The sequence below is a fragment of the uncultured Duncaniella sp. genome (assembly GCF_910578445.1).
Classification (GTDB): domain Bacteria; phylum Bacteroidota; class Bacteroidia; order Bacteroidales; family Muribaculaceae; genus Duncaniella.
The window spans coordinates 1-23,782 of the sequence record NZ_CAJTQC010000007.1 but is presented as its reverse complement, the minus strand read 5'-3'; the positions used below and the strand labels follow the sequence as shown (position 1 = coordinate 23,782).

19 protein-coding genes are annotated in these 23,782 nt (G+C 48.4%); 8 read left to right on the top strand and 11 right to left on the bottom strand.

Annotated features, from left to right (window positions below; translation table 11 throughout):
- Positions 1–7: 7 nt before the first annotated feature.
- Genes QZ311_RS04815 through QZ311_RS04805 form a run of 3 tightly spaced genes read left to right on the top strand, consistent with a single transcriptional unit; the run spans position 8 to position 2,502 of the window.
- Positions 8–694, top strand: a complete 687-nt coding sequence (locus QZ311_RS04815) for a fasciclin domain-containing protein (protein ID WP_297064738.1) — start codon at positions 8–10, stop codon at positions 692–694.
- 24 nt (positions 695–718) lie between these two features.
- Entirely contained in the window at positions 719–1,807 is a 1,089-nt protein-coding gene (locus tag QZ311_RS04810) for a hypothetical protein (protein ID WP_297064735.1), read from the top strand.
- Entirely contained in the window at positions 1,804–2,502 is a 699-nt protein-coding gene (locus QZ311_RS04805) for a TonB-dependent receptor plug domain-containing protein (RefSeq protein ID WP_297064732.1), read from the top strand. The genes QZ311_RS04810 and QZ311_RS04805 overlap by 4 nt, the downstream gene beginning before the upstream one ends.
- Before the next feature lie 282 nt (positions 2,503–2,784).
- Here the strand turns inward: QZ311_RS04805 and QZ311_RS04800 are convergent, their stop codons facing one another.
- Positions 2,785–4,944 (bottom strand): elongation factor G, encoded by a 2,160-nt coding sequence (locus QZ311_RS04800; protein ID WP_297064729.1) that lies wholly within the window; start codon positions 4,942–4,944, stop codon positions 2,785–2,787.
- A gap of 258 nt (positions 4,945–5,202) precedes the next feature.
- Between QZ311_RS04800 and QZ311_RS04795 the strand changes: the two genes are divergently transcribed.
- The 3 genes from QZ311_RS04795 (at position 5,203) to QZ311_RS04785 (ending at position 7,723) form a co-directional block, all read left to right on the top strand.
- Positions 5,203–5,625, top strand: a complete 423-nt coding sequence (locus QZ311_RS04795; protein ID WP_297064726.1) for an FdtA/QdtA family cupin domain-containing protein — start codon at positions 5,203–5,205, stop codon at positions 5,623–5,625.
- On the top strand, positions 5,622–6,761 hold the full coding sequence (locus QZ311_RS04790) for a DegT/DnrJ/EryC1/StrS family aminotransferase (RefSeq protein WP_297064722.1): 1,140 nt from the start codon (positions 5,622–5,624) through the stop codon (positions 6,759–6,761). The genes QZ311_RS04795 and QZ311_RS04790 overlap by 4 nt, the downstream gene beginning before the upstream one ends.
- Before the next feature lie 80 nt (positions 6,762–6,841).
- Positions 6,842–7,723, top strand: a complete 882-nt coding sequence (locus QZ311_RS04785) for a DNA/RNA non-specific endonuclease (protein WP_297064720.1) — start codon at positions 6,842–6,844, stop codon at positions 7,721–7,723.
- Positions 7,724–7,859: 136 nt separating this feature from the next.
- Here the strand turns inward: QZ311_RS04785 and QZ311_RS04780 are convergent, their stop codons facing one another.
- The 5 genes from QZ311_RS04780 to QZ311_RS04760 form a co-directional block, all read right to left on the bottom strand.
- Positions 7,860–9,155, bottom strand: a complete 1,296-nt coding sequence (locus QZ311_RS04780; protein WP_297064717.1) for a TolC family protein — start codon at positions 9,153–9,155, stop codon at positions 7,860–7,862.
- Positions 9,156–9,173: 18 nt separating this feature from the next.
- On the bottom strand, positions 9,174–10,271 hold the full coding sequence (locus tag QZ311_RS04775) for an efflux RND transporter periplasmic adaptor subunit (RefSeq protein WP_297064714.1): 1,098 nt from the start codon (positions 10,269–10,271) through the stop codon (positions 9,174–9,176).
- A 62-nt stretch (positions 10,272–10,333) separates the two neighbouring features.
- Positions 10,334–11,578 (bottom strand): ABC transporter permease, encoded by a 1,245-nt coding sequence (locus tag QZ311_RS04770; RefSeq protein ID WP_297064711.1) that lies wholly within the window; start codon positions 11,576–11,578, stop codon positions 10,334–10,336.
- A gap of 31 nt (positions 11,579–11,609) precedes the next feature.
- Positions 11,610–12,836, bottom strand: coding sequence for an ABC transporter permease (locus QZ311_RS04765; protein ID WP_297064708.1), 1,227 nt, complete (start codon positions 12,834–12,836; stop codon positions 11,610–11,612).
- A gap of 62 nt (positions 12,837–12,898) precedes the next feature.
- On the bottom strand, positions 12,899–13,555 hold the full coding sequence (locus tag QZ311_RS04760) for an ABC transporter ATP-binding protein (RefSeq protein WP_297064857.1): 657 nt from the start codon (positions 13,553–13,555) through the stop codon (positions 12,899–12,901).
- Between the two features lie 220 nt (positions 13,556–13,775).
- Here QZ311_RS04760 and QZ311_RS04755 point away from each other — a divergent pair, with 220 nt between their 5' ends.
- Entirely contained in the window at positions 13,776–14,528 is a 753-nt protein-coding gene (locus tag QZ311_RS04755; protein ID WP_297064707.1) for an exodeoxyribonuclease III, read from the top strand.
- A 113-nt stretch (positions 14,529–14,641) separates the two neighbouring features.
- Here QZ311_RS04755 and xyl3A read toward each other — a convergent pair whose 3' ends face one another.
- Positions 14,642–17,209 carry a xylan 1,4-beta-xylosidase gene (gene xyl3A, locus QZ311_RS04750; RefSeq protein WP_297064704.1) on the bottom strand — a complete coding sequence of 856 codons (2,568 nt, stop codon included), beginning with the start codon at positions 17,207–17,209 and terminating at the stop codon, positions 14,642–14,644.
- Positions 17,210–17,378: 169 nt separating this feature from the next.
- On the opposite strand from xyl3A, the gene QZ311_RS04745 reads away from it, so the two are divergent.
- A complete protein-coding gene (locus QZ311_RS04745) occupies positions 17,379–18,692 on the top strand; it encodes a glycoside hydrolase family 88 protein (RefSeq protein WP_297064701.1) in 1,314 nt (437 codons plus the stop codon).
- A gap of 348 nt (positions 18,693–19,040) precedes the next feature.
- On the opposite strand, the gene alaS is transcribed toward QZ311_RS04745, so the two are convergent.
- The 4 genes from alaS to QZ311_RS04725 all read right to left on the bottom strand — a co-directional run.
- Positions 19,041–21,662, bottom strand: coding sequence for an alanine--tRNA ligase (alaS, locus tag QZ311_RS04740; protein WP_297064698.1), 2,622 nt, complete (start codon positions 21,660–21,662; stop codon positions 19,041–19,043).
- 178 nt (positions 21,663–21,840) lie between these two features.
- Entirely contained in the window at positions 21,841–22,440 is a 600-nt protein-coding gene (gene hisIE, locus QZ311_RS04735) for a bifunctional phosphoribosyl-AMP cyclohydrolase/phosphoribosyl-ATP diphosphatase HisIE (protein ID WP_297064694.1), read from the bottom strand.
- Between the two features lie 26 nt (positions 22,441–22,466).
- Positions 22,467–23,231 (bottom strand): imidazole glycerol phosphate synthase subunit HisF, encoded by a 765-nt coding sequence (hisF, locus tag QZ311_RS04730; protein WP_297064691.1) that lies wholly within the window; start codon positions 23,229–23,231, stop codon positions 22,467–22,469.
- Between the two features lie 217 nt (positions 23,232–23,448).
- Positions 23,449–23,782, bottom strand: a 334-nt coding sequence (locus tag QZ311_RS04725; RefSeq protein ID WP_297064688.1) for a transposase, incomplete at its 5' end; no start/stop codon positions are given.

Genomic DNA, 23,782 nt, shown 5'->3' with positions numbered 1-23,782 from the left:
CATTAACATGAAATATCAGACAATTAAATCGGCTCTGTGGTCAGTTGGCATTGCCCTGCTGGTGTCAAGCTGCGAGCTTTTCGGCCTCGATTATCAGAAGCCCTACGATTTTGACTACGACGAAGGTATCCCGAGCAATAAGGTGAATATGTCGACATGGGATTTCATAAAGTCGCGTCCCGATCTCTTCTCGCTTCTGGAGGAAGCTGTCGAGTACGTCGGTCTTGAGGAAGAATTCAAGCAGTCGGGCTGCACCTATCTTCTCCCGACCAATCCGGCGTTCAATTCAGAGACTGAGGCCGACAAGAGTTATTTCCAGCTTCATCAGCTCAGCTATTTTGATGAAGAACTCGGCGAAGAGGTTTCATATGCTCCAAACTCCATGACCGTCTATCCCAAGGAGCAGGTTAAAGAGTTTCTTCTCTACCACATTGTGAAAGGTCTTTATACCCATACGAATCTTCCGGCAGAACCGACATGGTATAATACATGTGCTTCGGCTGACACTGCGATGATCAATATGTATATTATCAAGGACCGTAATCCGAACATCACGTTCAATAATTTTGACGGTCACTACAAATCGGAAATCAAGCCTCGTACATCGAATCTCTTTTCATCCGACGGATCTTATATCCACGTGATAGCAAGCTGGATGGACAGACCGACTCGTGAGCAGCTCAACATTAAGTAACACCTACGAAAAGAAATGAATATTATGAAATACTTATATAGATTAATCCTGCTTTTCTGCTTCGCGCCATTCCTCGCTTCATGCGGTGATGACGATTTCATTGAGATTGACTCTCTGAGCGCCGACGGCGATGAGTTTTATTGCAATCAGAAAGTGAAAGTGTGGATGTGTGTACGTTCGAGCGACCTCTGGCACACAGATTATCAGTGGAGTTGCGACGGTGGTACTCTCACACAGCCTCAGGGTCTCAACGAGATGACTTGGAAAGCTCCCGACACTCCGGGTATCTATACAATTACCTGTAAGGCTACCGTAGGAGGCAAGTCCGAGACCCGCCAGCACAAGATGTATGTCTCAAGCTACTATTTCGACAAGTTCGAGAAGGCGGCTCATTCATTCACACTCCAGAGCGGCAACAAGAATGCACTCAAGAAGGAGTCAAACGGCAATCAGTATCTTCAGGTGCAGGTCAACTCGGCTTCAGAGGTAAGACGCTATGTGCGTCGCGTGTTTGGCGACAATACCCTTCACATTCCGTTCAGCACCCGTCTTAAGATCGGTTTTGACAGCAATGTCCCCAACACACAGATGGTTAAGTGCGGAAGCAAGGAAGATTATGCCATGCTTGAATATCGCTGGAACATGCGTTCGGATGCTGAAAACAACGGTGCATACATCAGTCAAATCTACATGCGCTGGTATCCATCAGATGTGATTGACGGCTATCCCGCAGTTCCTGAGGAAGTGGGGACATCAGTAGAGGGTACACCCGATTTCAATGTGCTGCTCACTGTCCAGTATAGAGGTGCAGATGGCAAACAATATTACTATAATGAGCGTCACAAGCTTGACACGTTCAATAAATTCGTCGCAGGCGAATATAAGAATGTCAGCATGGGTGTTGATGAGAACTTCATATTCCATGCCTATATCGATGGTGTGGAGACACTCACAAGCAGCCTTGTGGCAAATGCCAGAAATCTTAACCAGTGCGTTGGAAACATGTTCGTCGATAACTGGGAAATCTACTACATCAACGGAAATGGCGGACGTAACATTCCCGTTATGTACATGGACGATGCCTACGGTTCAAACACTGAAATGCTGAAATGAGACTGAACCTTAACCGTCTAACCGGTCTATTGCTCCTGTCATCGGTGTTTTTTCCTTCGTTCGGAGGCGACCTGAAGGGGGTAGTGCTCAATTCCAAGCACAAACCGCGAAAGGAAGTGAAACTCTGGAGGAAAAACACCATGGACGGGGTGATGACCGACTCCAAAGGACAGTTTCAGATTGCAGGGATAACACCGGCCGATACGATAGTCATCGCTGTTTCCGACAAGCTCGATGCTGTGTTTCCGGTGAAGGACATGACGAATGTAACGGTTACACTCGATAAGAAATACTATATTCTCGACAATGGCGTCACGCAGGATAAGCGTGACTATGTCAAGGTCGCGAAATCGAACTACAATTCGAATGTCCTTGTCCGTGAGCAGATCGTGCGTTCGTCAGCGACTTCAATCTACGAACTTCTCAGAGGTGCGATTGCCGGTGTCAATGTGACATATGGTGACAATGGCCAGATGATTTCGATAAGAGGAGGAAATTCGTTGTCGCTTGATTCCGAACCACTGTTTATCGTCGACGGAGCTCAGTATGAAAGCAGCAGTGATGTTGACGCCGGTGTATCGGTCAATGACATTGTCAGAATCGAGGTGCTCAAGGATGGCTCGGCCTATGGAATGAAAGGAGCAAACGGTGTGATTGTCATCACTACATTAAAAACCAACGGAACCATAAACTGAAAAATTATCAGTTCTATTCCGGAAGCCGGATATAACCGGTTGACGTTAACAATAATAAGTCTCAGCATACAATCAATGCTGAGACTTATTATTGTTATAGCATATAATTTTTAGAGCAAAAATATGTGCTTGGTAAGGATGACCCGGAGAGCGTGAAGCTAATGAATCGGTAATTAAGAATTGAAATTCCGTTAAAAAACAATGAGTGTCGCCGAATTCGCTTCGGTGACACTCATCAATGTGTTTGGTTAGAATTGTGAGTTGTATTGTTGTTTGTTAAGATTATTCGTCAGCTTGTGCTTTTTCTGCATATTCTTTGAGCAGTTTCTCCTGCACGTCGGACGGAACGAGTTCGTAAGAAGCAAATTTCATTGTGAATGCTGAGCGGCCACCTGTAATTGATGAGAGCGCTGTTGAATATGACGACATTTCCTTTAGCGGAACGCGGGCTGAGATTTTCTCGAAGCCATTGTCGCTTGACATGCCCATGATTATCGCACGGCGTCCCTGAAGGTCGCTCATAACATCGCCCATCACATCGCCGGGAACCATTACGTCTACATCATAGACAGGTTCAAGCACTTTTGGATTCGCGTTGCGGAAAGCTTCGCTGAAAGCATTGCGTCCTGCGAGGCGGAATGAGATTTCGTTTGAATCAACCGGGTGCATCTTGCCGTCGTAGATACATACTCTCACATCACGTGCGTAACTTCCGGTGAGCGGGCCTTGCTCCATGCGGTCCATAAGGCCTTTGACGATTGCGGGGATGAAGCGGGCATCAATCGCACCACCGACGATACAGTTGTGCACAACGAGTTTTCCTCCCCATGCCAAAGGTATCTCCTGAGTGTCGCGCACGCTCATCTTGTATTCCTGATTGCCGAACTTATAAGTGTCGGGGGCAGGCATGCCTTCGGTGTAGGGTTCGATTATGAGGTGTACCTCTCCAAACTGTCCTGCACCGCCCGACTGTTTCTTGTGACGGTAGTCGGCGCGTGCGGCCTTGGTGATTGTCTCGCGATAGGGGATGCGCGGTTCATCGAATATGATGGGTAGCTTGTCGTTGTTTTCGACACGCCATTTCAGTGTGCGCAGATGGAATTCTCCCTGACCGGAAAGTATGGTCTGTTTCAGCTCTTTGGACTGTTCGATGACCCAAGTCGGATCTTCCTCGTGCATGCGGGTGAGTATGCCCATGAGTTTTTCGGCGTCGCTTTCGGTCACCGGACGGATTGCACGGCGATATTTGGGCTCGGGGAAACGGATGAAGTCAAAACGGTAGTCGCAGTCTTTGGCATCAAGGGTGTTGCCTGTGCGGACATCTTTCAGTTTCACGGTCGCACCGATATCTCCGGCGCAAAGTTTATCAATCTGAGTCTTGATGTTTCCGCAGACGCAGTAGAGCTGGGCGATGCGTTCGCGAGATCCGCGTGTCACATTTTCGAGGTCGACACCGGGAGTGAGTGTTCCCGACATAACCTTGAAATAGCTGACTTCACCGATATGCGGTTCGACGGTTGTCTTGAAGAAATAGAGCGACAATGGTCCGTTGCTGTCGGGGCTGACCTTGACACCTTCGGTAGTTTCAGGTGCGGGCATTTCTTCAACAAACGGGACGACGTTTCCGAGGAATTCCATCATGCGGCGCACGCCCATGTCTTTGGCTGCGCTCACGCAGAAGACAGGATATATCGAGCGGTCTACCAGACCTTTGCGTATGCCTTCGCGCATTTCGTCTTCACTCAGGTGTCCTTGTTCAAAGAATTTCTCCATGAGAGTCTCGTCGTTTTCGGCAGCGGCCTCGACGAGAGCCTGATGCAGTTCATGTGCTTTTTCTTGTTCTTCTTCAGGAATATCTTCGATAGTCGGAGTTCCGCCTTCTGGGCCCCATGAATATTTCTTCATGAGAAGCACGTCAATCATGGCGTTGAATCCGGAGCCGCATTGGATTGGATATTGAATCGCTACGATTTTCTTTCCGAAATGCTCGCGCATCTGTTCCATGACGTTCTCATAGTCGGCTTTTTCTCCGTCGAGCTGGTTAAGGGCAAAAATCACAGGTTTCTTGAGCGACTGGGTGGTGCGGAATATATTCTGAGTGCCGACTTCAACACCGTATTGTGAATTGATAAGTATCACACCGGTGTCAGTCACATTCAGTGCGGTAATTGCATTGCCTACGAAGTCGTCAGCTCCCGGACAATCAATCACGTTAAGTTTTTTATTGAGAAATTCTGCATAGAAAACCGTCGAGAATACACTGTAGCCATATTCTTTCTCGACGGGAAATGAATCGCTCACGGTGTTTTTTGCTTCGATCGTACCGCGACGTTTTATAACTCCACACTCGTAAAGCATAGCTTCAGCAAGTGTGGTTTTACCAGAGCCTTTGCTACCGAGCAAGGCGATGTTTTTAATCTCGTTAGTTTGGTAGACCTTCATATTAGTTTCGGTTTAGTTTTTAGGTAAGAAGAATGGTTTAATGTTGCGAGGAGAGATTTTTTTGTCGGATTTCGAAGGCTCTTTGTGAGAGTTTTTTGAAATCGACCGCAAAATAGTAATTAATTTTCGTTTTTATGCGTCCAAAACATGTGTTTTACAACATAAGATGCGATTTTCTTGGATTAATGATTTATCACAAGCCATAAATCATTACCTTTGTAACACCATATCACCATAATATATAATACATCTCAACCTATGGATATTGACAGACCTTGTCTGATACAACTTCCTCGGATATATGACCCCCGTGGAAGCCTTACATTTGTGCAGGACAATGACCAGATACCTTTTGAAATTGCCAGATGCTACTGGACTTACGATGTCCCTGCCGGCGAGGCCCGTGGAGGGCATTCCCACAAGGAAGCCAAGTCGCTTCTTGTGGCAGTGAACGGTTGCTTCAATGTGAATCTTTATGACGGTTTTACTTGGATGACTTATACGCTTAACCGTCCGTTTGAAGGACTGTACATTCCACCGGGCTATTGGCGTACGCTCGACAATTTCGCATCGGGAAGCGTGTGTCTTGTAATGACTTCTATCCTTTATGATCCTGATGAATATATCCGAGACTATGAGGAATTCAAACGCCTTGCAGTCGAAAGTGGCAGACGCATATGAATTTGAAGTATCCTTTTCTTGATTTGGGCAGGGTGAATGAACCCTATGCCGACGAGATGGTTGCTGCGGCTGAGCGTGTGATCCGCAGTGGCCGTTACATAGGAGGGCCGGAAATCGAAGCATTTGAAAGCGATTTGTCTTCATATACCGGTGCGCCTTTCGCTGTCGGAGTGAGCAATGGCCTTGATGCGCTCAGGCTGATATTACGGGCGTATAAAGAGATGGGTGTGTTGAGCGACGGTGACGAGGTGATTTATCCGGCAAACACCTACATCGCATCTGTGCTTGCTATTAGCGATGCAGGCCTCACACCCGTGGCTGTTGACATTGACGAGCGCACGATGAATATTGACACAGGCCTTCTTGAACAGGCTCTCACCGAAAGGACGCGTGCGATAATGACGGTCCATCTTTATGGGCGTGTGGCTTGGGATGATACTCTTGTCGATGTAGCCCGTAGGCATGGTCTGAAAGTGATTGAGGATTGTGCGCAGGCTCTCGGTGCGCGGACTCTTTACTCCGGATTTCATGAATCTCATCATGCCGGTGCGCTCGGTGATGCGGCAGGCATAAGTTTCTATCCTACGAAAAATGTAGGCGCGCTCGGTGATGCCGGAGCTGTTTTGACCCACGACGAGGAGCTTGCGCGGACTGTCCGCGCACTTGCCAATTATGGCTCTGACCGCAGGTATCACAACCTCTACCGAGGTTTCAACTGTCGCCTTGACCCGATTCAGGCTGCAATGCTCCGCGTGAAACTCCCGCACCTTAATTCGGAGAATGCAGACCGTTTTGCTCGTGCTTTGGCCTATCGCCGGACAATCGACCGTCGGGATATAGTTCTGCCTCTGATGACAAACGAGGTCAATGATTGTGTATGGCATCAGTATGTCATCAGAGTTCCGGCTGATAGAAGGGAGAGTTTCATGAGACAAATGGAGAATGAGGGAATCGGGACTGACATACACTATGCTGTGCCTCCGCATCGTCAGCTGTGTTATGCTTCGCTTGTTCATGGGCCGCTTCCTGTCACAGAGCGTATTGCGGATGAAATTGTCAGTCTGCCTATCGGTACGGGCATATCTGTGGCCGATGCAGCTGAAATCGGATCTGTTATTAACGGACTGGATTTTTAAACAGCCTCTTAACTGTCCGTCAGCTCCAATCATGGAGGATCGGTCAGTTTCTTGGAGTGTTATAAGAATTTAATTTAACAATGGCAACAAAGAGAAAAAGTAAAAAGAAAAAGTCGTCGACATCAAACTCAACTTCAAATAAGTTATATCGTGCGTTATTAGCAGTGGTTCTTATAGCCGCGTGTACCTATCTCGGTGAGAAACTTGACGGTAAGGAACAGAATGCGGATATCGCTAATGTGGCGCATGGTGAGTATGGCAACCTCATGGCCGTGAAGACAAATCCTTCACTAAAGGAAGTCACCAAGAGCTATAAAGGGATGGACTTGTCGTTCAACCCTCAGTATCATATTCCGAACTGGGTCTCATGGGAACTCACTGCAGATGAGACATCCGGCAATGTGACGCGCTCAAATAAATTTTCAGCCGACCCGGAGATTGAGGGTAGTGCCGAGACATGGGACTACAGCTATTCAGGATATGACCGTGGCCACATGGCGCCGGCCGGAGATATGCGTTGGGATAAGGATGCAATGTCACAGACATTCTATATGACAAATATCTGTCCTCAGGTCAAGACGCTGAATGCCGGCAGCTGGAAGAATCTTGAAGAGAAATGCCGTCAATGGGCTGAGGCCGACAGTGTCATATATATTGTTTGCGGACCGATTATTGATGGCAAGCCGATTGAATATATCGGTGACTCACGTGTCTATGTCCCGCGTAAATTTTTTAAAGTCATCATATCTCCTTATACGACTCCGGCACGTGGCATAGGATTTATAATGCCAAACGGAAAAGTTGAAGGCGGAATGCAGGCCTGTGCTGTCACGATTGATTCGGTCGAAGCTCTTACAGGACATGATTTCTTCGCATCGTTGCCCGACGATATAGAATCGGATGTCGAGTCGCAGTGTGATTTCCACTATTGGTCGACCCACCGTCCTCGAAAGAAGAAATAACCGTCATTCATGTGTGACATTGGTGTTCCCGACACCGGGAATTGCATGTAGCGAAATGTCTGAAAATAATCACGGCTCTTCCGAAATCTGATTAAGCATATATCGGAAGAGCCGTGATCTTGTATGTGGTGAAACGTTATTGCCTGTTGTAGAACTGGAGTACCTTGTTTCTGAGTATAAGTTCATATTTGGCCTGAACCTGCTGCGCGAGAGTGGTAATATAGTCTGATTGAGTCTGTTCCCATTCTGTAGCGTTAGCTTTGCCGTAGGTATATTTTTCGGTCATCGCGTCAAGCGCCGCTTTTGATGCGTCGACTGCGATTTTCCCGGCCTCGTATTTCTTTTCAGCACCTACGGCCTGCTGATAGGCGAGGCGGATTGCGCGATGCAGTTCGCTCTGCTGTTGTTCGAGCTGAAGCTCGGCTGAAAGTTTTCTGACTTTTGCCTGACGTATCTGGTTGCGTGTTGAAAAGGCATCAAAAATCGGAATATTGAGTGAAAAACCAAGGCTTTTTGAGAAATTATCTCTCATCTGAGAGCCAAACTTTTTACTTTCATCTCCCGATACGGTGTAGTAGCTGCTTCCGAGGCCGGCGTTGAAGCTGAGAGTGGGAAGATATCCGCTTTTGGCCAGTGTAATACCGTCGTCAGCGACTTTAATGGCCTGACGTGCGGCCGAGATAGCAGGATAGTTGGCAAGAGCGTTGCGATATACCTCCTCCGCGTTTAAAAGCGACATTGTGTCATCATCGATAGGCATTACGTCGAATCCTTCAAGATTGTCGAGTTCAAGAAGTTTGGCGAGCTCGATGATTGACGTGGTATAGTCGTTTTCGGAATTGACCACCTGCACTTCATTTTGAGCTACCTGCGCATTGGCTTGGATTACGTCTACTTCAGGGACTTTGCCGCCTTCGAGCAATGCCCGCTGGCGTTCGAGCTGTATGTTGGACAGACGGAGCTGTTCGCGGCTCACCTCAAGAATCTCCTTGTTGAAAAGGACTTGCAGATAGGATGTAATGACGCTAAGACGTACTTCATCGCGAGAGGCTTCGGTCTGCATTTCAGCCATGCTGAGGCTCGATTGTGCGTAACGTAGCTGACGGATGTTGCGAAGTCCCTGAAATATCGGCAGTGACATCTGTACGTTCCAAGAAAATGACGAGGTGTTGCGGTTGGCATAAGTGTTTGCCGACGTGAGGCCTCGACCAAAGCTCCAGTTCTGTCCCGCTCCTGCTGAAAGCTGTGGTAGAAATCCGTCTTTTGCTTCCGTGACAGACAGCTCGCTTTGCATGCGGCTGATTTCAGCGCTTCTGACATTGAGATTGTGGCTGAGTGCATAGTTCACGCAGCTGTCGAGACTCCAAGCGTCGGCCATCACTGTCTGTGATAGTCCGGCTGCAAAGAGGAGGGAATATATGATGCGTTTCATCGTCGAATTATTAGGTGGTTATTTTTTTATTGATGAGCCACGTAGTTTCGCATTCTTGTCGATACCGCTGTTGACCTGAATGTTTATGCCGTCAGATGTCCCAGTGGAGATTGCTGTGCGTTCGAACTTCTGTTCGGGCAGACTGTCGGTCATGACATATACAAACGTGCTGTCGCCTTTCCATTCAATCACGCTTTCAGGAATGGTGAGCACATTTTCGGCTTTGCTTAGGCTGACTGTCGCATTGGCGCTGTAGCCGGCACGCAGTTTGTCGCCAGAAGGAACGTTGATTGCGGCTTTGATTTCAAATGTGTTTGCACCGTTGGTTTCTACACCTTTCGGGGCGATGAGTTCGATGACGGCGTCGAGTTTCAAATCGGGAAGCGCTCCAATTGATATTTCCATCGGCTGACCGACAGAAAGAAGTCCGACTTCCGTTTCGTCTACTTTGCCTTCGAAAATGAGGTTGTTCATATCGGCAACGGTTGCAACAGTCGTGCCGTCGTTCATCGTATTTGCCTGAATGACCGAGCTGCCGACTTTGACGGGAACATCGAGGACGAGACCGGTGATTGTCGCGCGCACAAGAGTGTTACTTTCTTTGGCATTGGTTTTCGAGACACCTTCCTTGACGATTGAGTAGGCATCCTCGGCAGCTTCAAGCTCGGCTTTGGCCTGCGAGAGAGTGGTCGACGTATTTTCAAACTCCTCGCGGCTTATCACCTTTTTATCGTAAAGAAGTTTGTTGCGGTCATGTTTGACACGTGCGTCTTCAAGGTTGATTTTCGCAGTCTTTACTCTTGAAAGAGCAGATGAAAGCTGTCCCTCGTCAGGCACAATCTTGATTTTTGCCACTATGTCGCCTGCCTGCACCATGTCTCCTTCCTCGACATTGATTTCGGAGATGATGCCTGACACCTGCGGTTTGATTTCGATTTCGTCGCGAGGTTCAATCTTGCCGGTAAGCACCGTGTTGCGTTCGATTGTTCCTGTCGATGGGCTGACAAGTTCGAATATTTCTTTGTCAGGCTGTGATTTTACGAAAAGATAGACGAAAGTCCCGATAAATATTGCGGCGATCAGACACCACATAAAAATCCGCAAAAACTTCTTCATTGCTTTAATATGATTATGTTTGTTATTATCGTTTATTTCAAGTTGTTGTATATTGATTCCGATTACTTGTCGTTGAGGGCCTCAATCGGTTTTATATTCATAGCCTTGATGGCCGGGATGAGTCCTGCGGCCGTACCGAGCACGAGGAAGGTGACAAGAATGTAGACCGCCTGCATGAACGAGAGTTGGAACGCTATGACACCACGTTCGTCGGCAAACATGTGTTCTGCGATGGCAAGGAGGATGATGGCGAAACTGATGCCTGCTATACCGGCGATAGTCGTCAGGACCATACTCTCCGAGAGAATCTGAATGATGATGTCGCGCGGTTTGGCTCCGATCGCTCGCCGGATGCCGATTTCATGTGTGCGTTCGCGGACGATAATCCACATAATGTTTCCGACACCTATGATTCCCGACAAAAGCGTTCCCGCACCGACCACGAGGGCAAGCAGGGTGATGCCGAGGAATATGTTGTCGACCATTTTGAATTTTTCCGATACATCGAAAAAGTACATTGCGCCTTCATCGTCAGGGGCGACAGGATGGTTTCTGGCTATAAGCCGTCTGACGGTCTTCTCATAGTCACCGGGGGCATATCCGCTTTTGAGTGTCATCATGAACATTCCGACTTTTGTTCCGAGATTGTAGTTGGCACGCATCGAGTTGTAGGGAATGATGACAGATTCATCAAGCTCCGCTCCCATGCTTATTTCCGATGTCTGACCGGCTATGCCGACCACCTTATAATATATGCCGTTGAGTGAGATTTCTTTTCCGAGGCCTGATTCAGTCCCGAAAATTTCGTCGGCGACTTTTTTGCCGACCACACAGACCTTGCGCGAACGGGTGTTGTCGGCTTCGTTTATGAAACGGCCCTCATATATTGTAGGAACGAAAATCTTGTCATAACCGCTTTCGACACCCGTAAGCATTGCGTTTGAACTTTTCTGTCCGTAGAGTGCGTTGGCCCAGAGGTTGTTGACGGCCGAGGAATTTTCGATTTCCGGGATTGCGCGACGGATGTTGATTATGTCCTGCAGGTTGAGTTCGAGTTCCATTCCTTTGTTGAAACCGGCGTATGGCTTTGTTGTGCGGCCCGGAAAGACGATGGCCACGTTAGTTGCGAAGCCTTCGAAGTTTCGGCTCATAAAGCTCTTCAACCCCTTCGATCCTCCGATAAGCATTGCGAGTATCGCCGTACCCCAGAAGATACCGAAAGCAGTCATGAATGTGCGCGTCTTGTTCTGGGCAAGCGTAGTGCCGATTTCGCGCCAGTTTTCTATGTCAAATATAGGATTTTTCATCTGTCTGATCAAAAAGGATATGTGAATTGGCCTATTCGTCGCGAAGGGCTTCTACCGGTTTAATTTTAAGAGACTTCATGGCCGGGAATAGTCCGGCGAGAGCCCCGGCGACAATCAGAACCAGTGTTACCTGAATCGCAATTGCTATGTCGACGGTCGGGTCTTTGATAGGAGAACCGTCTCCTCCCGATTCTGTCAGCATGGCTATTCCCTGCGACACAAGGACTCCGAGGACTATGCCTACATATCCGAACAGTGTGGTTATGGCCACGCTTTCGAGTATAATCTGTTTCAGGATGCTGCGCGGTTTTGCACCGATTGCACGGCGCACGCCTATTTCATGTGTGCGTTCGCGCACGGAGACAAACATTATATTGCTTACACCGACTATGCCCGACAGCATTGTAAGCAAGCCTATGACCCATACGGCCATTCCGATTGCGCCCATTGCTGTCGATGAACGCATATAGTCGGAGAATCTGTTCCATATCCACAGTGATCCGCTGTCATCATCCGCAAAGGAATGTAGACGTCCGAGTGTGGAACGGAAGCCGCTTTCAGCAGCGTCACTTTCTTCGAGGGTCTTGACGTTTTTGAGTTTGACAGTAATATTGTTCACCCTGTCCGAACCACCGCTCATCGAGCGGGCCGTGGAGTAGGGGATGTAGACATCTCGCCGCCATTCCTGTTTGTATGTGCCGACAATGGTAAATGACAGCTCACAGATTTCGACCAGCTGGCCTACAGGGTCTTTTTCACCAAACAATGTTTTTGCCGACTCTTCGTTGATGACCGCTACACGCCTGCGCTGATTTATGTCGTTCTGATTTATGAAACGGCCTTTGACTATGTTGAGGCCGCTGTTGCGTTGTTCAGTTGGATATACGCCTCGGTAGCCTCCTGTCAGATAGTCCTTTGAACTGGTGACTTTTGCCGAGTCGTTTGAGACTTGTGCAGCTACGTCGGCTATGACATTCGCATTCTGCGACTCAAGTACGCCCATGTCGGAATCCTTGAGGCGTATGCGCCTGTTTTCTTTAAGACCTTTAAATGCTTTCTGTGCGTATCCGCCACGGATCGACACAGTCTCTGTGTCACGTTGGGCAAACATCGATTCCATTCCGTTGACAAGCCCGCGCGAGACGCTAAGCAACACGATAAGCAGAAAAATTCCCCATGACACGGCAAAGCCCGTGAGTGCGGTGCGCAATTTATTGTTGCGCAAGGTGGCCATTATTTCATTCGCAAGATCAAACATTTGGATAATTCTATCAACAGAGAAAACCGGGGTTGGATTTTTCTTTTTGGTTTCAGATGGATTTATATTATACGACCGTCGGTGATACGGATTATGCGGTTTGTCTGTTCGCCGACACCGGGGTCGTGGGTAACGATGACGATGGTCATGCCGTCGGCGTTGAGGTCACGGAACACCTGCATCACTTCCTTGGATGTCTTGGAGTCAAGCGCTCCTGTCGGCTCGTCGGCAAGGATTATCGACGGGTTGGTGATGAGTGAGCGCGCTATGGCCACACGCTGTTTCTGTCCTCCTGACAATTCGCTTGGCAGGTGGGTGGCTCGGTCGCCCATCCCCATACGTTCAAGCTGTTCCATTGCGAGTTTGTTGCGCTGACGTCGGGAAACTCCTCGATAAAAAAGCGGTAGCGCCACGTTTTCAAGGGCATTCTTATAGTTGATGAGGTTGAACGACTGGAAAACGAATCCGATCATGTAGTTGCGCAGGTCGGCGGCTTTGTTCTCGCTAAGATTTTTTATCAATACCCCGTCAAGATAATATTCCCCTGAATCATAGTTGTCGAGGATGCCGAGTATGTTTAGAAGGGTTGATTTTCCGGAGCCGGATGCACCCATGATTGAAACCAGTTCACCTTTGTCGATAGTGAGGTTGATATCTTTCAATACGTGAAGGGGGACTACTCCGGGATAAGACTTGTTGATATCCTTTAGGCTTATTATCATAATTATTGAATCGTGAAATCTGATTGTATTGTAGAGCTGATCAATAAATTTTATCCTGATTATAGCTCATTACATCTAATTAGACGCAAAATCATCAGAATAGTTACAGAAAACAATGAAAAAAACATGCAAATAGCTATCTTTGTATGCCGATAAATATAATTGATCGGTTTAATTTATTGAATAATAGTATTATACTTAAATTATAATAATTGTTGTGAAATTTGTATCTTGGAATGTCAATGGCCTTCGGGCGGTTTGTGCGAAAGGTTTCAATGATATTTTCGCGTCGTTAGACGCTGATTTTTTCTGTATTCAGGAGACGAAACTGAGTCCCGGTGCTTTGGACCTTGAATTTGAGGGCTACCGTTCGTATTGGAATCTTGCCGACAGAAAGGGCTATTCGGGTACGGCGATATATACGCGTCATGAGCCGGTGGCTGTCACCTATGGCATAGGTGTTGACGAGCATGATCATGAAGGACGTGTAATCACACTGGATATGGGTGACTATTTCCTCGTGAATGTCTATACCCCGAATTCTCAAGGCGAGCTTGCACGACTGCCTTATAGAATGGTGTGGGAAGAAGCTTTCCGTAAGTATATCGCAGGGCTTGATGCGGAAAAGCCGGTCATTATCTGTGGCGACATGAATGTGGCCCACAAGGAAATTGACCTGAAAAATCCGAAAGCCAACCGTCGCAATGCCGGTTTTACGGATGAAGAACGCGGTGAGTTCACCAAATTGCTCGCCCAAGGTTTCGTTGATACGTTCAGGGCAGTCCATCCCGATCTTGAGGATGCATACACATGGTGGAGCTATCGGGCAAGAGCGCGAGAGAAGAATGTCGGGTGGCGTATTGACTATTTTCTTGTGAGCGAGCGTTTTGCTTCGAGACTTAAAGATGCCAATATCCGTGCTGATATTCTCGGGTCGGACCATTGTCCGGTTGAAATTACCATTTCATAGTCGATTGCGGCTTTAAATTTGGACAATAAAACAACGGACGACAGATTTCCTGATTCCGCTATTCAAGCCGATAAGAAATCTGTCGTCCGTTGTTTTATTGTCTGGCTTCTCGTTTAGATTTTGACTTTGATTGTCTTTAAGTCTTTATCCGCGCTTGAAGAACCGACCATCAGTTCGTAGTCGCCGGGCACTACGCGCATTTCCTGTGTAGCCTCGTCCCAGTTTTCGAAGAGGTTTCGAGGGAAGTCGATTTCGACATTCTTTGCCTCGCCGGGAGCAAGGTCAACACGGGCGTAGCCTCTGAGCGTCTTATTCGGTCCGGCTGTGTCGGCGGGACGACGCATGTAGACCTGAACGATTTCAGTTCCGGCACGTTTGCCGGTGTTTTTCACGCGTACTGTCACCTTGCCGTTGGAATATTTGGGCTTCGATATGTCGAAGGTGGTGTAGCTGAGTCCGTGACCGAACTGATAGAGGGGCGCTTGCTTCAGATAGCGGTAAGTGCGTCCGGCCATCAGATAGTCATCGAAGGCAGGGAGTTGCGAATCATCCTTATAGAAGGTCACGGGCAGTTTTCCGGAAGGATTGTAGTCGCCGAAAATTACGTCGGCTACTGCGTGGCCGCCTTGTTCGCCGGGATACCAAGCCTGAAGAATTGCATCACAGATGTCATTTTCCGGTGTTAAAGCCACGGCGCTGCCGCTACAGTTGATGAAGACGATTTTTTTACCGGCATCGTGGAGTGCGCGAAGTATTTCACGCTGAGGAGCGGGAAGTTCGATTGATGTGCGGTCGCCGTCATCAAATCCCGGTTCTCTGACCTTTGCTTCTTCTCGTTCATAAGCAGGAGAGATGCCTCCGACAAAAATGATGGTTTCGGCATCCTTGGCGGCTGCTACAGCATCGGCCGGTGTCACCTGACGTGTGCGGAGGATGTCGAAATTGAGAGTGGCGTCATCCTCAAGCTGCATGTAGTTGACTTCGATGTCATATTTCTGGCCTTTTTTCACTTTTAATTCACGTTCGCGGAAATTGAGTGGATCGGTTTTCCATCGTTCGTGCACGGTGTCACCGTTTATGATTATGCGCAGTCCGTCATCATTATTATAAATCATGTTGAGTGTTTCGTCACGGTCGGCGACATATGTTCCCTTGATACGGGTTGTGAAGTTGGTGAGATTGACTCCGGGAGCGAAGACTGTGTTGCCTCCGTTGTCGAGCTGTATGGTTGAAGTGTAGTTTGTGACTGCAGCAGGTTCACCGCTCATGGTTGTGTTGTTCCAGTAAGTCGCTTCCATGCCTTGGCGGCCTTTGGAATCGGTGATGTTCTGGAAGACGCTTTCGCGGTCAGTCATTTGTGTTATCGCACACGCCCTGTTGTATGGTAGCTTGCGTCCTGTACGTTCGTTCAGTCCTTCAAGAATTGTCACGGTGTGGCCGGGCTGTCCGTAATAGATGCCCCACATCATGGTGGAGTCTGTTGCGTTTGGACCCATGACCATGACATTTTTTGCGTCCGGAGACAGAGGAAGAATGCCGTTGTTTTTCAGGAGGACCATTTGTTCACGTCCCATCTCACGTGCGAGGTCACGATGTTTTTTTGAACTAACGACACTCATCGGAATCGATGTCCATGAAACGAGCGAGTCGGGATCGAAATCACCGAGTTCAAAACGTCCTTTCAGAAGTCGCTTGACGCTGACATCTATATCTGATTCCTTGATGTCACCGCGCTTCACTGCGCCGGGTAGATTTTTGTAGACTCCGCCACATTCGACGTCAGTTCCGCTGAGAACGCCGAGCGCGGAAGCGGCTTTTGCGTCTTTCGACACTTCATGGCGGCCTTCGCGATAGAAGTCGCCGATAGCACCGCAGTCGCTGACCACAAGTCCGTCGAATCCCCATTTGTAACGGAGGATTGAATTGAGCAGTTTGTCCGATCCGCAGCACGGAGAACCTTCAAACCGCTGATAGGCACACATGACCTGCTGCACATTTCCGTCCTGAACAAGCATTTTGAATGCGGGCAGATAGGTTTCCCAAAGTTCACGTGCCGGGAGGTTTTCAATATCAAAACGGTGGCGTGTCTTTTCCGGTCCGCTGTGGACGGCATAGTGCTTGGCACATGCGTGAAGCTTATAATATTTGTCGCTGCCATCGCCTTGCAGTCCCTTGACAACACGCAGTCCCATGCGTCCGTTCATATACGGATCTTCGCCATATGTTTCCTGTCCGCGTCCCCATCGAGGGTCACGGAATACGTTGATATTTGGTGTCCAGAACGACAGACATTTGTATTTCCCTACTTTGCCCTCCTTGCGTGCCAATGTGTTCTTTGCTCGGGCTTCATCGCTGACCGCTGTGAAGATTTCTTCAATCAGGTCATCGTCAAACGATGCGGCCATTCCGATACAAGAAGGGAACACTGTCGCAAGCCCGTTTCGGCCTACTCCGTGGAGAGCTTCGCTCCACCAGTCGAATGCCGGAATCCCGAGTCGTTCGATTGCCGGCGACGAGTTCATCATCAGAAGCGATTTCTCTTCAAGCGTGAGACGTTTACACAGGTCTTCGGCACGCTCCTCAGCGGAGAGTGAAGGGTTCTGATATGGAAGCAGTTGAGCAGATGTCAGGGCAGGCGCTCCTAAAAGCAGTCCAACTACAAAAAGATGTTTTAGTTTCATGGATTTACAAGAAATGAATAATGGGGTTTATTATTGTCGTTTAATACAAAGATAACATTTAAATTTTTATAATCCAAATAGCCCATTTGATAGTAAATTTGGCAGTTACGACATTTCTTCGTAAATTTGTGGTATCTTAAATACAATATCATCTTATCCAGAACCTGTAATGAAAAAGTTAAAGCTAATGCTTGTAGGCGTGCTTTTGGCCACAATTGGCTCTGCATTCGCCGCAACAGCCCCCGCAAAGAAAGCTTCTGAAACCCCCAAGCACTATTCCGAGTGGCTGACCCGCTCCGAAATGCAGCGAGTACCCGAGAGCTATATGCTCGATTTTTCCAATCGTCCGAAGTGGAGCTATGTGATGGGAATCGAGCTTGAGTCAATGCTCGACACTTATCTTAAATATGGTGGAGACGACATCAAGAATTATTGTATCCAATATACCGACACAATGATTTCGCCCGACGGTGTGATTCGTGGATATAAGCTTCTTGATTATAATCTCGATAATGTGCGCACAGGCCACTTTGTGACCCGTATGTATCAGCATTTCCCTGAAAACAAGAATCTCAAGGCTATGAACACCCTCATGCGTCAGCTCGACGAGCAGCCGCGTACAAATGAAGGTGTGTACTGGCACAAGGCGATATATGCTTATCAGGTATGGCTTGATGGAATTTTCATGGGCTTGCCTTATAGAGTCCTCACCGCAACTACAATCTATACTCCTGAATTGGCCAAGCCTATCTATGACGATGCTGTAGAACAGGTGAAGAGTACATATGACCGCACATTCGACTCCAAAACAGGCCTTAACCGTCACGCATGGGACGAGAGCCGTGAAATGTTCTGGAGCGATAATGAAACCGGCTTGTCGCAGCACTGCTGGGGACGTGCTCAGGGTTGGTATACGATGGCTCTCGTCGAGCTTCTCGACGTGCTGCCCGAAGACTATGAGCGTCGTGGTGAAGTCATTGACCTTCTGACCAAGTGTTTCGACAACATTATCAAATGGCAGGATCCGAAAACCGGAACTTGGTATCAGGTCATGGATTCTCCTGAACGTGAAGGCAACTACCTTGAGTCGACATGTACATCTATGTTTGCCTATTCTCTTCTTAAGGCCGCCCGCAAGGGATGGGTTAAAGATGCCAAATATCGTGAAGCCGGTATCAAGGCTTACGAAGGTATCATCAACAATTTTATCAAGGAAAATCCTGACGGGACTATTTCGCTTACCGACTGTTGTGTAGTGGCCGGCCTTGGCCCGGGCATCAGTGATGCCGTCCTTAAGGCTGCTCCGAAGGTTAAGGAAAATAAACGTCGCGATGGCTCTTATGCCTACTATCTTAGCGAACCTATCCGCGACAATGACGCTAAGGGTGTAGGTCCGTTTATCTGGGCTTCGCTTGAAATGGAGGATCTCGGCTATAATGTCGATTCTTTTAAGAAAGGTAAGAAGACCGGTAAGAAAAAATAATATATCATATTTATAGCATGGTGTAAGTGCTGAAAGAAAAACGCAGATACTTTCAATCATCTTACAAACCTACGAACGACGTTGCCTCGGAATATTCCGAGGCAACGTTTTTTTGATGCGTGCAATTTAGAGGATGAATCAGTGAATTAATAATTCCTCTTTGGAACTCTTTTGAGGATGACAGATTGAACCGTAGCTGTGGCATTAGATGAGTGGGAATGGTGAGAAGATTGAGAGGAGATGTTGAAATAATAAAAGATTCCGGATTTCCTCGTTGTTGAAGAAATCCGGAATCTGTGATTTTGGGGAATTAACCTTGGAAGTATGGGAGGTAAAATGCTGTTATCATTATTTTCTGAAGGCGTTGCTCAGCGATTGGAAAGCTGTTGCAATACCATCCTTGTCTTTTCCGCCTGCTTGGGCAAATCCGGGCTGGCCGCCGCCGCCACCCTTGATGGCCTTAGCTGCCTCGCGGACAATAGCAGAAGCATTGTGTCCTTCTGCCACGACGTCGTCAGTGAGAGCGACAGTGAGGAGCGGTTTGCCTGCCATGTCGACGGTAGCTGCAATGAAAGCAGTCTTTTCAGGTGACAGCTGACGGATTCCGAAAGCTACACCCTTGACAACGTCAGGGACACGTACGCCGGTGAGAGTGACAAGTTTAATTCCGTGTACTGTCTCGGCTTTTTCGAGAGCTTCGCGGGCGATATTGCGGATTCTCTCCTGCATGTATTCTTCCGCTTGTTTGCGCAGCTCGGCATTCTCCTCGATTGATTTGCGAAGAGCCTGAAGCACGTCGGGCGCGTTGTGGAGAAGTTCGCCCACGCTGCGCATGTCGTCTGTGAGCTGGTCTACAAGATTTTCTGCGACCTCGGCTGTCACAGCCTCGATGCGGCGTATGCCTGCGGCGATGCTTGACTCGGAGATGATGCGGATTGTGCCGATATTTCCGGTGTTGGGAACATGTGTGCCACCGCAGAGTTCCACGGAGTCACCGTATTTCACAACGCGGACATCTTCGCCATACTTTTCACCGAAGAGAGCCATTGCACCCATATCGAGGGCCTCGGCAATCAGCATGTGGCGATGTTCGTCAAGAGCTATTGCCTTGCGCACATTTGCGTTGGCGATATGCTCGGCTTTGCGGAGTTCTTCAGGAGTCACTTTCTGGAAGTGAGAGAAGTCGAAGCGGAGCATTCCGGGAGAAACGTATGAGCCTTTTTGCTCGACGTGTGTTCCGAGCACTTCGCGCAGAGCGGCGTGGAGTAGGTGTGTAGCTGTGTGATTGCACTCTGTGGCGCGACGGTTGGCTTCGTTGATTTGCGCGATGAATTCGGCTTCTACGTTTGATGGGAGTTTTTTGCTCAGATGTACAGCCTGTCCGTTTTCGCGCTTAGTGTCATAGATTTCGATTTTTTCATCTCCGTCGATGAGCCAGCCGCTGTCTCCGACCTGACCACCCATTTCTGCATAGAACGGTGTGGTTGAGAGTACAATCTGGTAGAATTCCTTGTTCTTTTGAGTGACCTTACGGTAGCGGAGGATGTGTGTCGGGCATGATGTCGCGTCGTAGCCCACAAACTCAGTCTCGCCTTCGCTCACTGTCACCCAGTCTGTAGCTTCGACTGCGGCTGCATTACGGGCGCGGGTTTTCTGAGCTTCCATTTCTGTGTCAAACCCTTTTTTGTCGAGGGTCATGTCATTTTCCTTGAGGATAAGCTCGGTGAGGTCAAGTGGGAATCCGTATGTGTCGTATAGAACGAAGGCTTCTTTGCCTGAAATCTCGTTCTTGCCCTGTTTCTTGGCATTCTTGATAGCTTCATCGAGGATGGCGATGCCCTTGTCAAGAGTGCGGAGGAAAGAATCTTCCTCTTCCTTGATTACCTTCATGATCAGTTCGCGCTGGGCTGCAATTTCAGGATATGCTTCACCCATAGAGTCAATGAGGGTGTTGACAAGTTTGTACATGAATGCCTGCTTCTGGTCAAGGAAAGTGTAGGCATAACGTACGGCACGGCGGAGGATTCGGCGGATGACATAGCCTGCTTTGGCGTTGCCGGGAAGCTGGCTGTCGGCAATCGAGAATGATATTGTGCGGACATGGTCGGCAATCACTCGCATAGCGACGTCTACTTTGGCGTCCTTTCCGTATTCTTTACCCGACAGTTCGGCGATGCGGCCGATAAGCGGTGTGAACACGTCGGTGTCGTAGTTCGATTTTTTGCCTTGAAGCGCCATGCAGAGACGTTCGAATCCCATGCCGGTGTCGATAACCTTGGCAGGAAGCGGTTCAAGCGAGCCGTCGGCCTTGCGGTTGAACTGCATGAATACGAGGTTCCAGATTTCGATTACAAGCGGGTTGTCTTTGTTGACGAGGCTTGCACCGTCAATTTTTTCACGTTCTTCTTCGCTTCGGAGGTCTATGTGGATTTCAGAGCATGGGCCGCAAGGACCGGTGTCGCCCATTTCCCAAAAATTATCGTGCTTGTTGCCGTTTATTATATGTGAGACGGGGAGATGTTTTTCCCAATATGAAGCCGCTTCGTCGTCACGTGTGAGCCCTTCGTCAGGTGCACCTTCGAACACTGTCGCATAGAGGCGTTCGGGGTCAAGACCGAGGACATCGACAAGATATTCCCAAGCCCAGTCGATGGCTTCTTTTTTGAAATAGTCGCCAAACGACCAGTTGCCGAGCATTTCGAACATGGTGTGGTGGTAGGTATCCATGCCCACTTCCTCAAGGTCGTTGTGCTTGCCCGAAACTCGCAGACATTTCTGCGAGTCGGCCACGCGCTGATATTTTGCGGCCTTGTTGCCTAAGATGATGTCTTTGAATTGATTCATGCCCGCATTGGTAAACATCAGGGTTGGGTCATCTTTGATTACCATCGGAGCTGAAGGGACGATATGGTGTCCCTTGGTGCGGAAAAACTCTTTGAAAGATTCGCGTATTTCCTTGGCTGTCAGCATAATTTATATTGAACTTTTAATTGTTGACTTGATTGGTGGCCGATAATCGGCTTGATGATTGGTAAAATAATTTGCAAATATAGTGATTTTTTGCCAACAACAGCCCCGAAATCCGCTACAAATCGTCGGACTCCGGGGTGGTTGTATCGATAATATTTCATTTAGTTCGTGCCATTTCTTAGCTGTGGCGTTTTAGCAATTCCCGTTCAAGCTCAGGAAGCGAGATGCCCATTTGCTCGACAAGCACGAGAAGATGATAGATGAGGTCGCAGGCTTCATAGGTAAAGCGGTCGCGGTTGCCGTCAACTGCCTCAACTACCGATTCGACAGCCTCCTCGCCAACCTTTTGTGCTATTTTTTTTACGCCTTTTATGAAAAGACGTGTTGTGTAGCTGTCTTCGGGCATTTCGGCATGGCGTCGTTGGATTAATGCCGATAGTGATCTGATGAATCCATCTTCTGCCGGAGTGTCGAAACAGGAGACTGTCCCTCTGTGGCATGTCGGGCCGTGTGGAATCGCCTTTATTAATAAGGTGTCGCAATCACAGTCGGCATACATTTCGACAACATCAAGGAAGTGTCCGCTGGTTTCACCTTTGGTCCAAAGACACGAGCGCGTGCGGCTGTAGAATGTCACATGGCCGGTGGTGCAGGTGAGGTCAAAAGCTTCACGGTTCATATAGCCCATCATCAGCACACGGAGTGTGACGGAGTCCTGTATGATTACCGGCAGGAGTCCGTCGGCGCATTTATCGAGTTTAAAATCGTCGAATGTCATATCGTTAAATGTTTATTTATTCTTTTTCAGACCTGAAGTCTGACAGGGATGTCACGTGATTGAAGTTCTTTTTTCAGGTCGCAGATTGATATTTCTCCATAGTGGAAAATTGATGCGGCAAGGGCGGCGTCCGCCTTGCCGGTCGTGAGTACGTCGGCTATATCATTGACAGAGCCGGCGCCTCCTGATGCGATGATTGGGATGCTTACTTCTTCGGCAAGGCGTGCGAAGGTCTCGCAGGGATAACCGGAACGAGTCCCGTCATGGTTCATGGATGTAAACATGATTTCTCCAGCGCCCATACTCTCGGCTTCTCGTGCCCAGCTGAAAAGCTCACGTTCGCTGAGCCGGCTTCCTCCGTGGGTTGTGACATGCCAGATGTTATCGTCGGTGAGACGGGCATCGATAGCCACAACGACAAACTGGCTGCCGTAGCGGGTGGCGATTTCTGAGATTAGTTTTGGATTGCGGACTGCGGCAGAGTTGACAGTGATTTTGTCAGCTCCTGCATCGAGCAGGCGCGAGGCGTCTTCAAGTGTCGAGATTCCACCACCGACGGTAAACGGGATGTTGAGCCTGTCGGCTATTCGGCCGACGAGTTGTGCGAAAGTGTTACGGCCTTCGAGTGACGCACTGATGTCGAGAAACACGAGCTCGTCAGCTCCTTCTTTTGCGTAGCGCGCACCGAGTTCGACCGGGTCGCCTACATCGGTTAGCCCTACAAAATTCACCCCTTTCACGGTGCGGCCGTTTTTGACGTCAAGACATGGGATTATACGTTTGGCAAGCATAGGTTGGTAATGCTAAAGTATGTGTAGTTATATTAATTAATGTATTGCCAGTGGTGATGTCTGGATAGAGGTGACAAATTTAACACTTTTCCATGAATAATTGAAACAGACGAAAACTAATATCGGTCTTAATGCAATATTGTCCTAAATAATTTTTGAGTGCTACTCAACGTGCAGAGGCATCAGCCTTTGCAAAAATGACATCAGAGTAATCCCCCTAAGGCAAAAACGGCTCTTCGGGAGGCGGTGTGAAGGGTTCGTCAAGCCATTTGTTGAGGTCGATTTTGGTAAAGGTGTTAAGTCGCAGAGAGACAACAAGATTAGCCATTGCCCACTTGTACTTGGCGATGTGTTTCAGCCATGTCAGGATGAGCATGGTTATCAGTGCAGTCCAGATCTGGATTTCCACGGCGTTGCGTGTGGTGCCGATGAAGCTCTTTATGCGCAGAAGCTGCTTTAGATTGCGGAAGAAAATCTCAATATTCCATCTTGCCTTGTAGATTGCGGCTATCGTGGAGGCGGCAAGAGTGAAGTTGTTTGTCAAAAGTTCC

Bases quoted from the DNA above. Each gene is read 5' to 3' on its own strand.
- QZ311_RS04815 (WP_297064738.1), top strand. From the start codon at position 8: ATGAAATATCAGACAATTAAATCGGCTCTGTGGTCAGTTGGCATTGCC.
- QZ311_RS04810 (WP_297064735.1), top strand. From the start codon at position 719: ATGAAATACTTATATAGATTAATCCTGCTTTTCTGCTTCGCGCCATTC.
- QZ311_RS04805 (WP_297064732.1), top strand. From the start codon at position 1,804: ATGAGACTGAACCTTAACCGTCTAACCGGTCTATTGCTCCTGTCATCG.
- QZ311_RS04800 (WP_297064729.1), bottom strand. From the start codon at position 4,944: ATGAAGGTCTACCAAACTAACGAGATTAAAAACATCGCCTTGCTCGGT.
- QZ311_RS04795 (WP_297064726.1), top strand. From the start codon at position 5,203: ATGGATATTGACAGACCTTGTCTGATACAACTTCCTCGGATATATGAC.
- QZ311_RS04790 (WP_297064722.1), top strand. From the start codon at position 5,622: ATGAATTTGAAGTATCCTTTTCTTGATTTGGGCAGGGTGAATGAACCC.
- QZ311_RS04785 (WP_297064720.1), top strand. From the start codon at position 6,842: ATGGCAACAAAGAGAAAAAGTAAAAAGAAAAAGTCGTCGACATCAAAC.
- QZ311_RS04780 (WP_297064717.1), bottom strand. From the start codon at position 9,155: ATGAAACGCATCATATATTCCCTCCTCTTTGCAGCCGGACTATCACAG.
- QZ311_RS04775 (WP_297064714.1), bottom strand. From the start codon at position 10,271: ATGAAGAAGTTTTTGCGGATTTTTATGTGGTGTCTGATCGCCGCAATA.
- QZ311_RS04770 (WP_297064711.1), bottom strand. From the start codon at position 11,578: ATGAAAAATCCTATATTTGACATAGAAAACTGGCGCGAAATCGGCACT.
- QZ311_RS04765 (WP_297064708.1), bottom strand. From the start codon at position 12,836: ATGTTTGATCTTGCGAATGAAATAATGGCCACCTTGCGCAACAATAAA.
- xyl3A (WP_297064704.1), bottom strand. From the start codon at position 17,209: ATGAAACTAAAACATCTTTTTGTAGTTGGACTGCTTTTAGGAGCGCCT.
- QZ311_RS04745 (WP_297064701.1), top strand. From the start codon at position 17,379: ATGAAAAAGTTAAAGCTAATGCTTGTAGGCGTGCTTTTGGCCACAATT.
- alaS (WP_297064698.1), bottom strand. From the start codon at position 21,662: ATGCTGACAGCCAAGGAAATACGCGAATCTTTCAAAGAGTTTTTCCGC.
- hisIE (WP_297064694.1), bottom strand. From the start codon at position 22,440: ATGACATTCGACGATTTTAAACTCGATAAATGCGCCGACGGACTCCTG.
- hisF (WP_297064691.1), bottom strand. From the start codon at position 23,231: ATGCTTGCCAAACGTATAATCCCATGTCTTGACGTCAAAAACGGCCGC.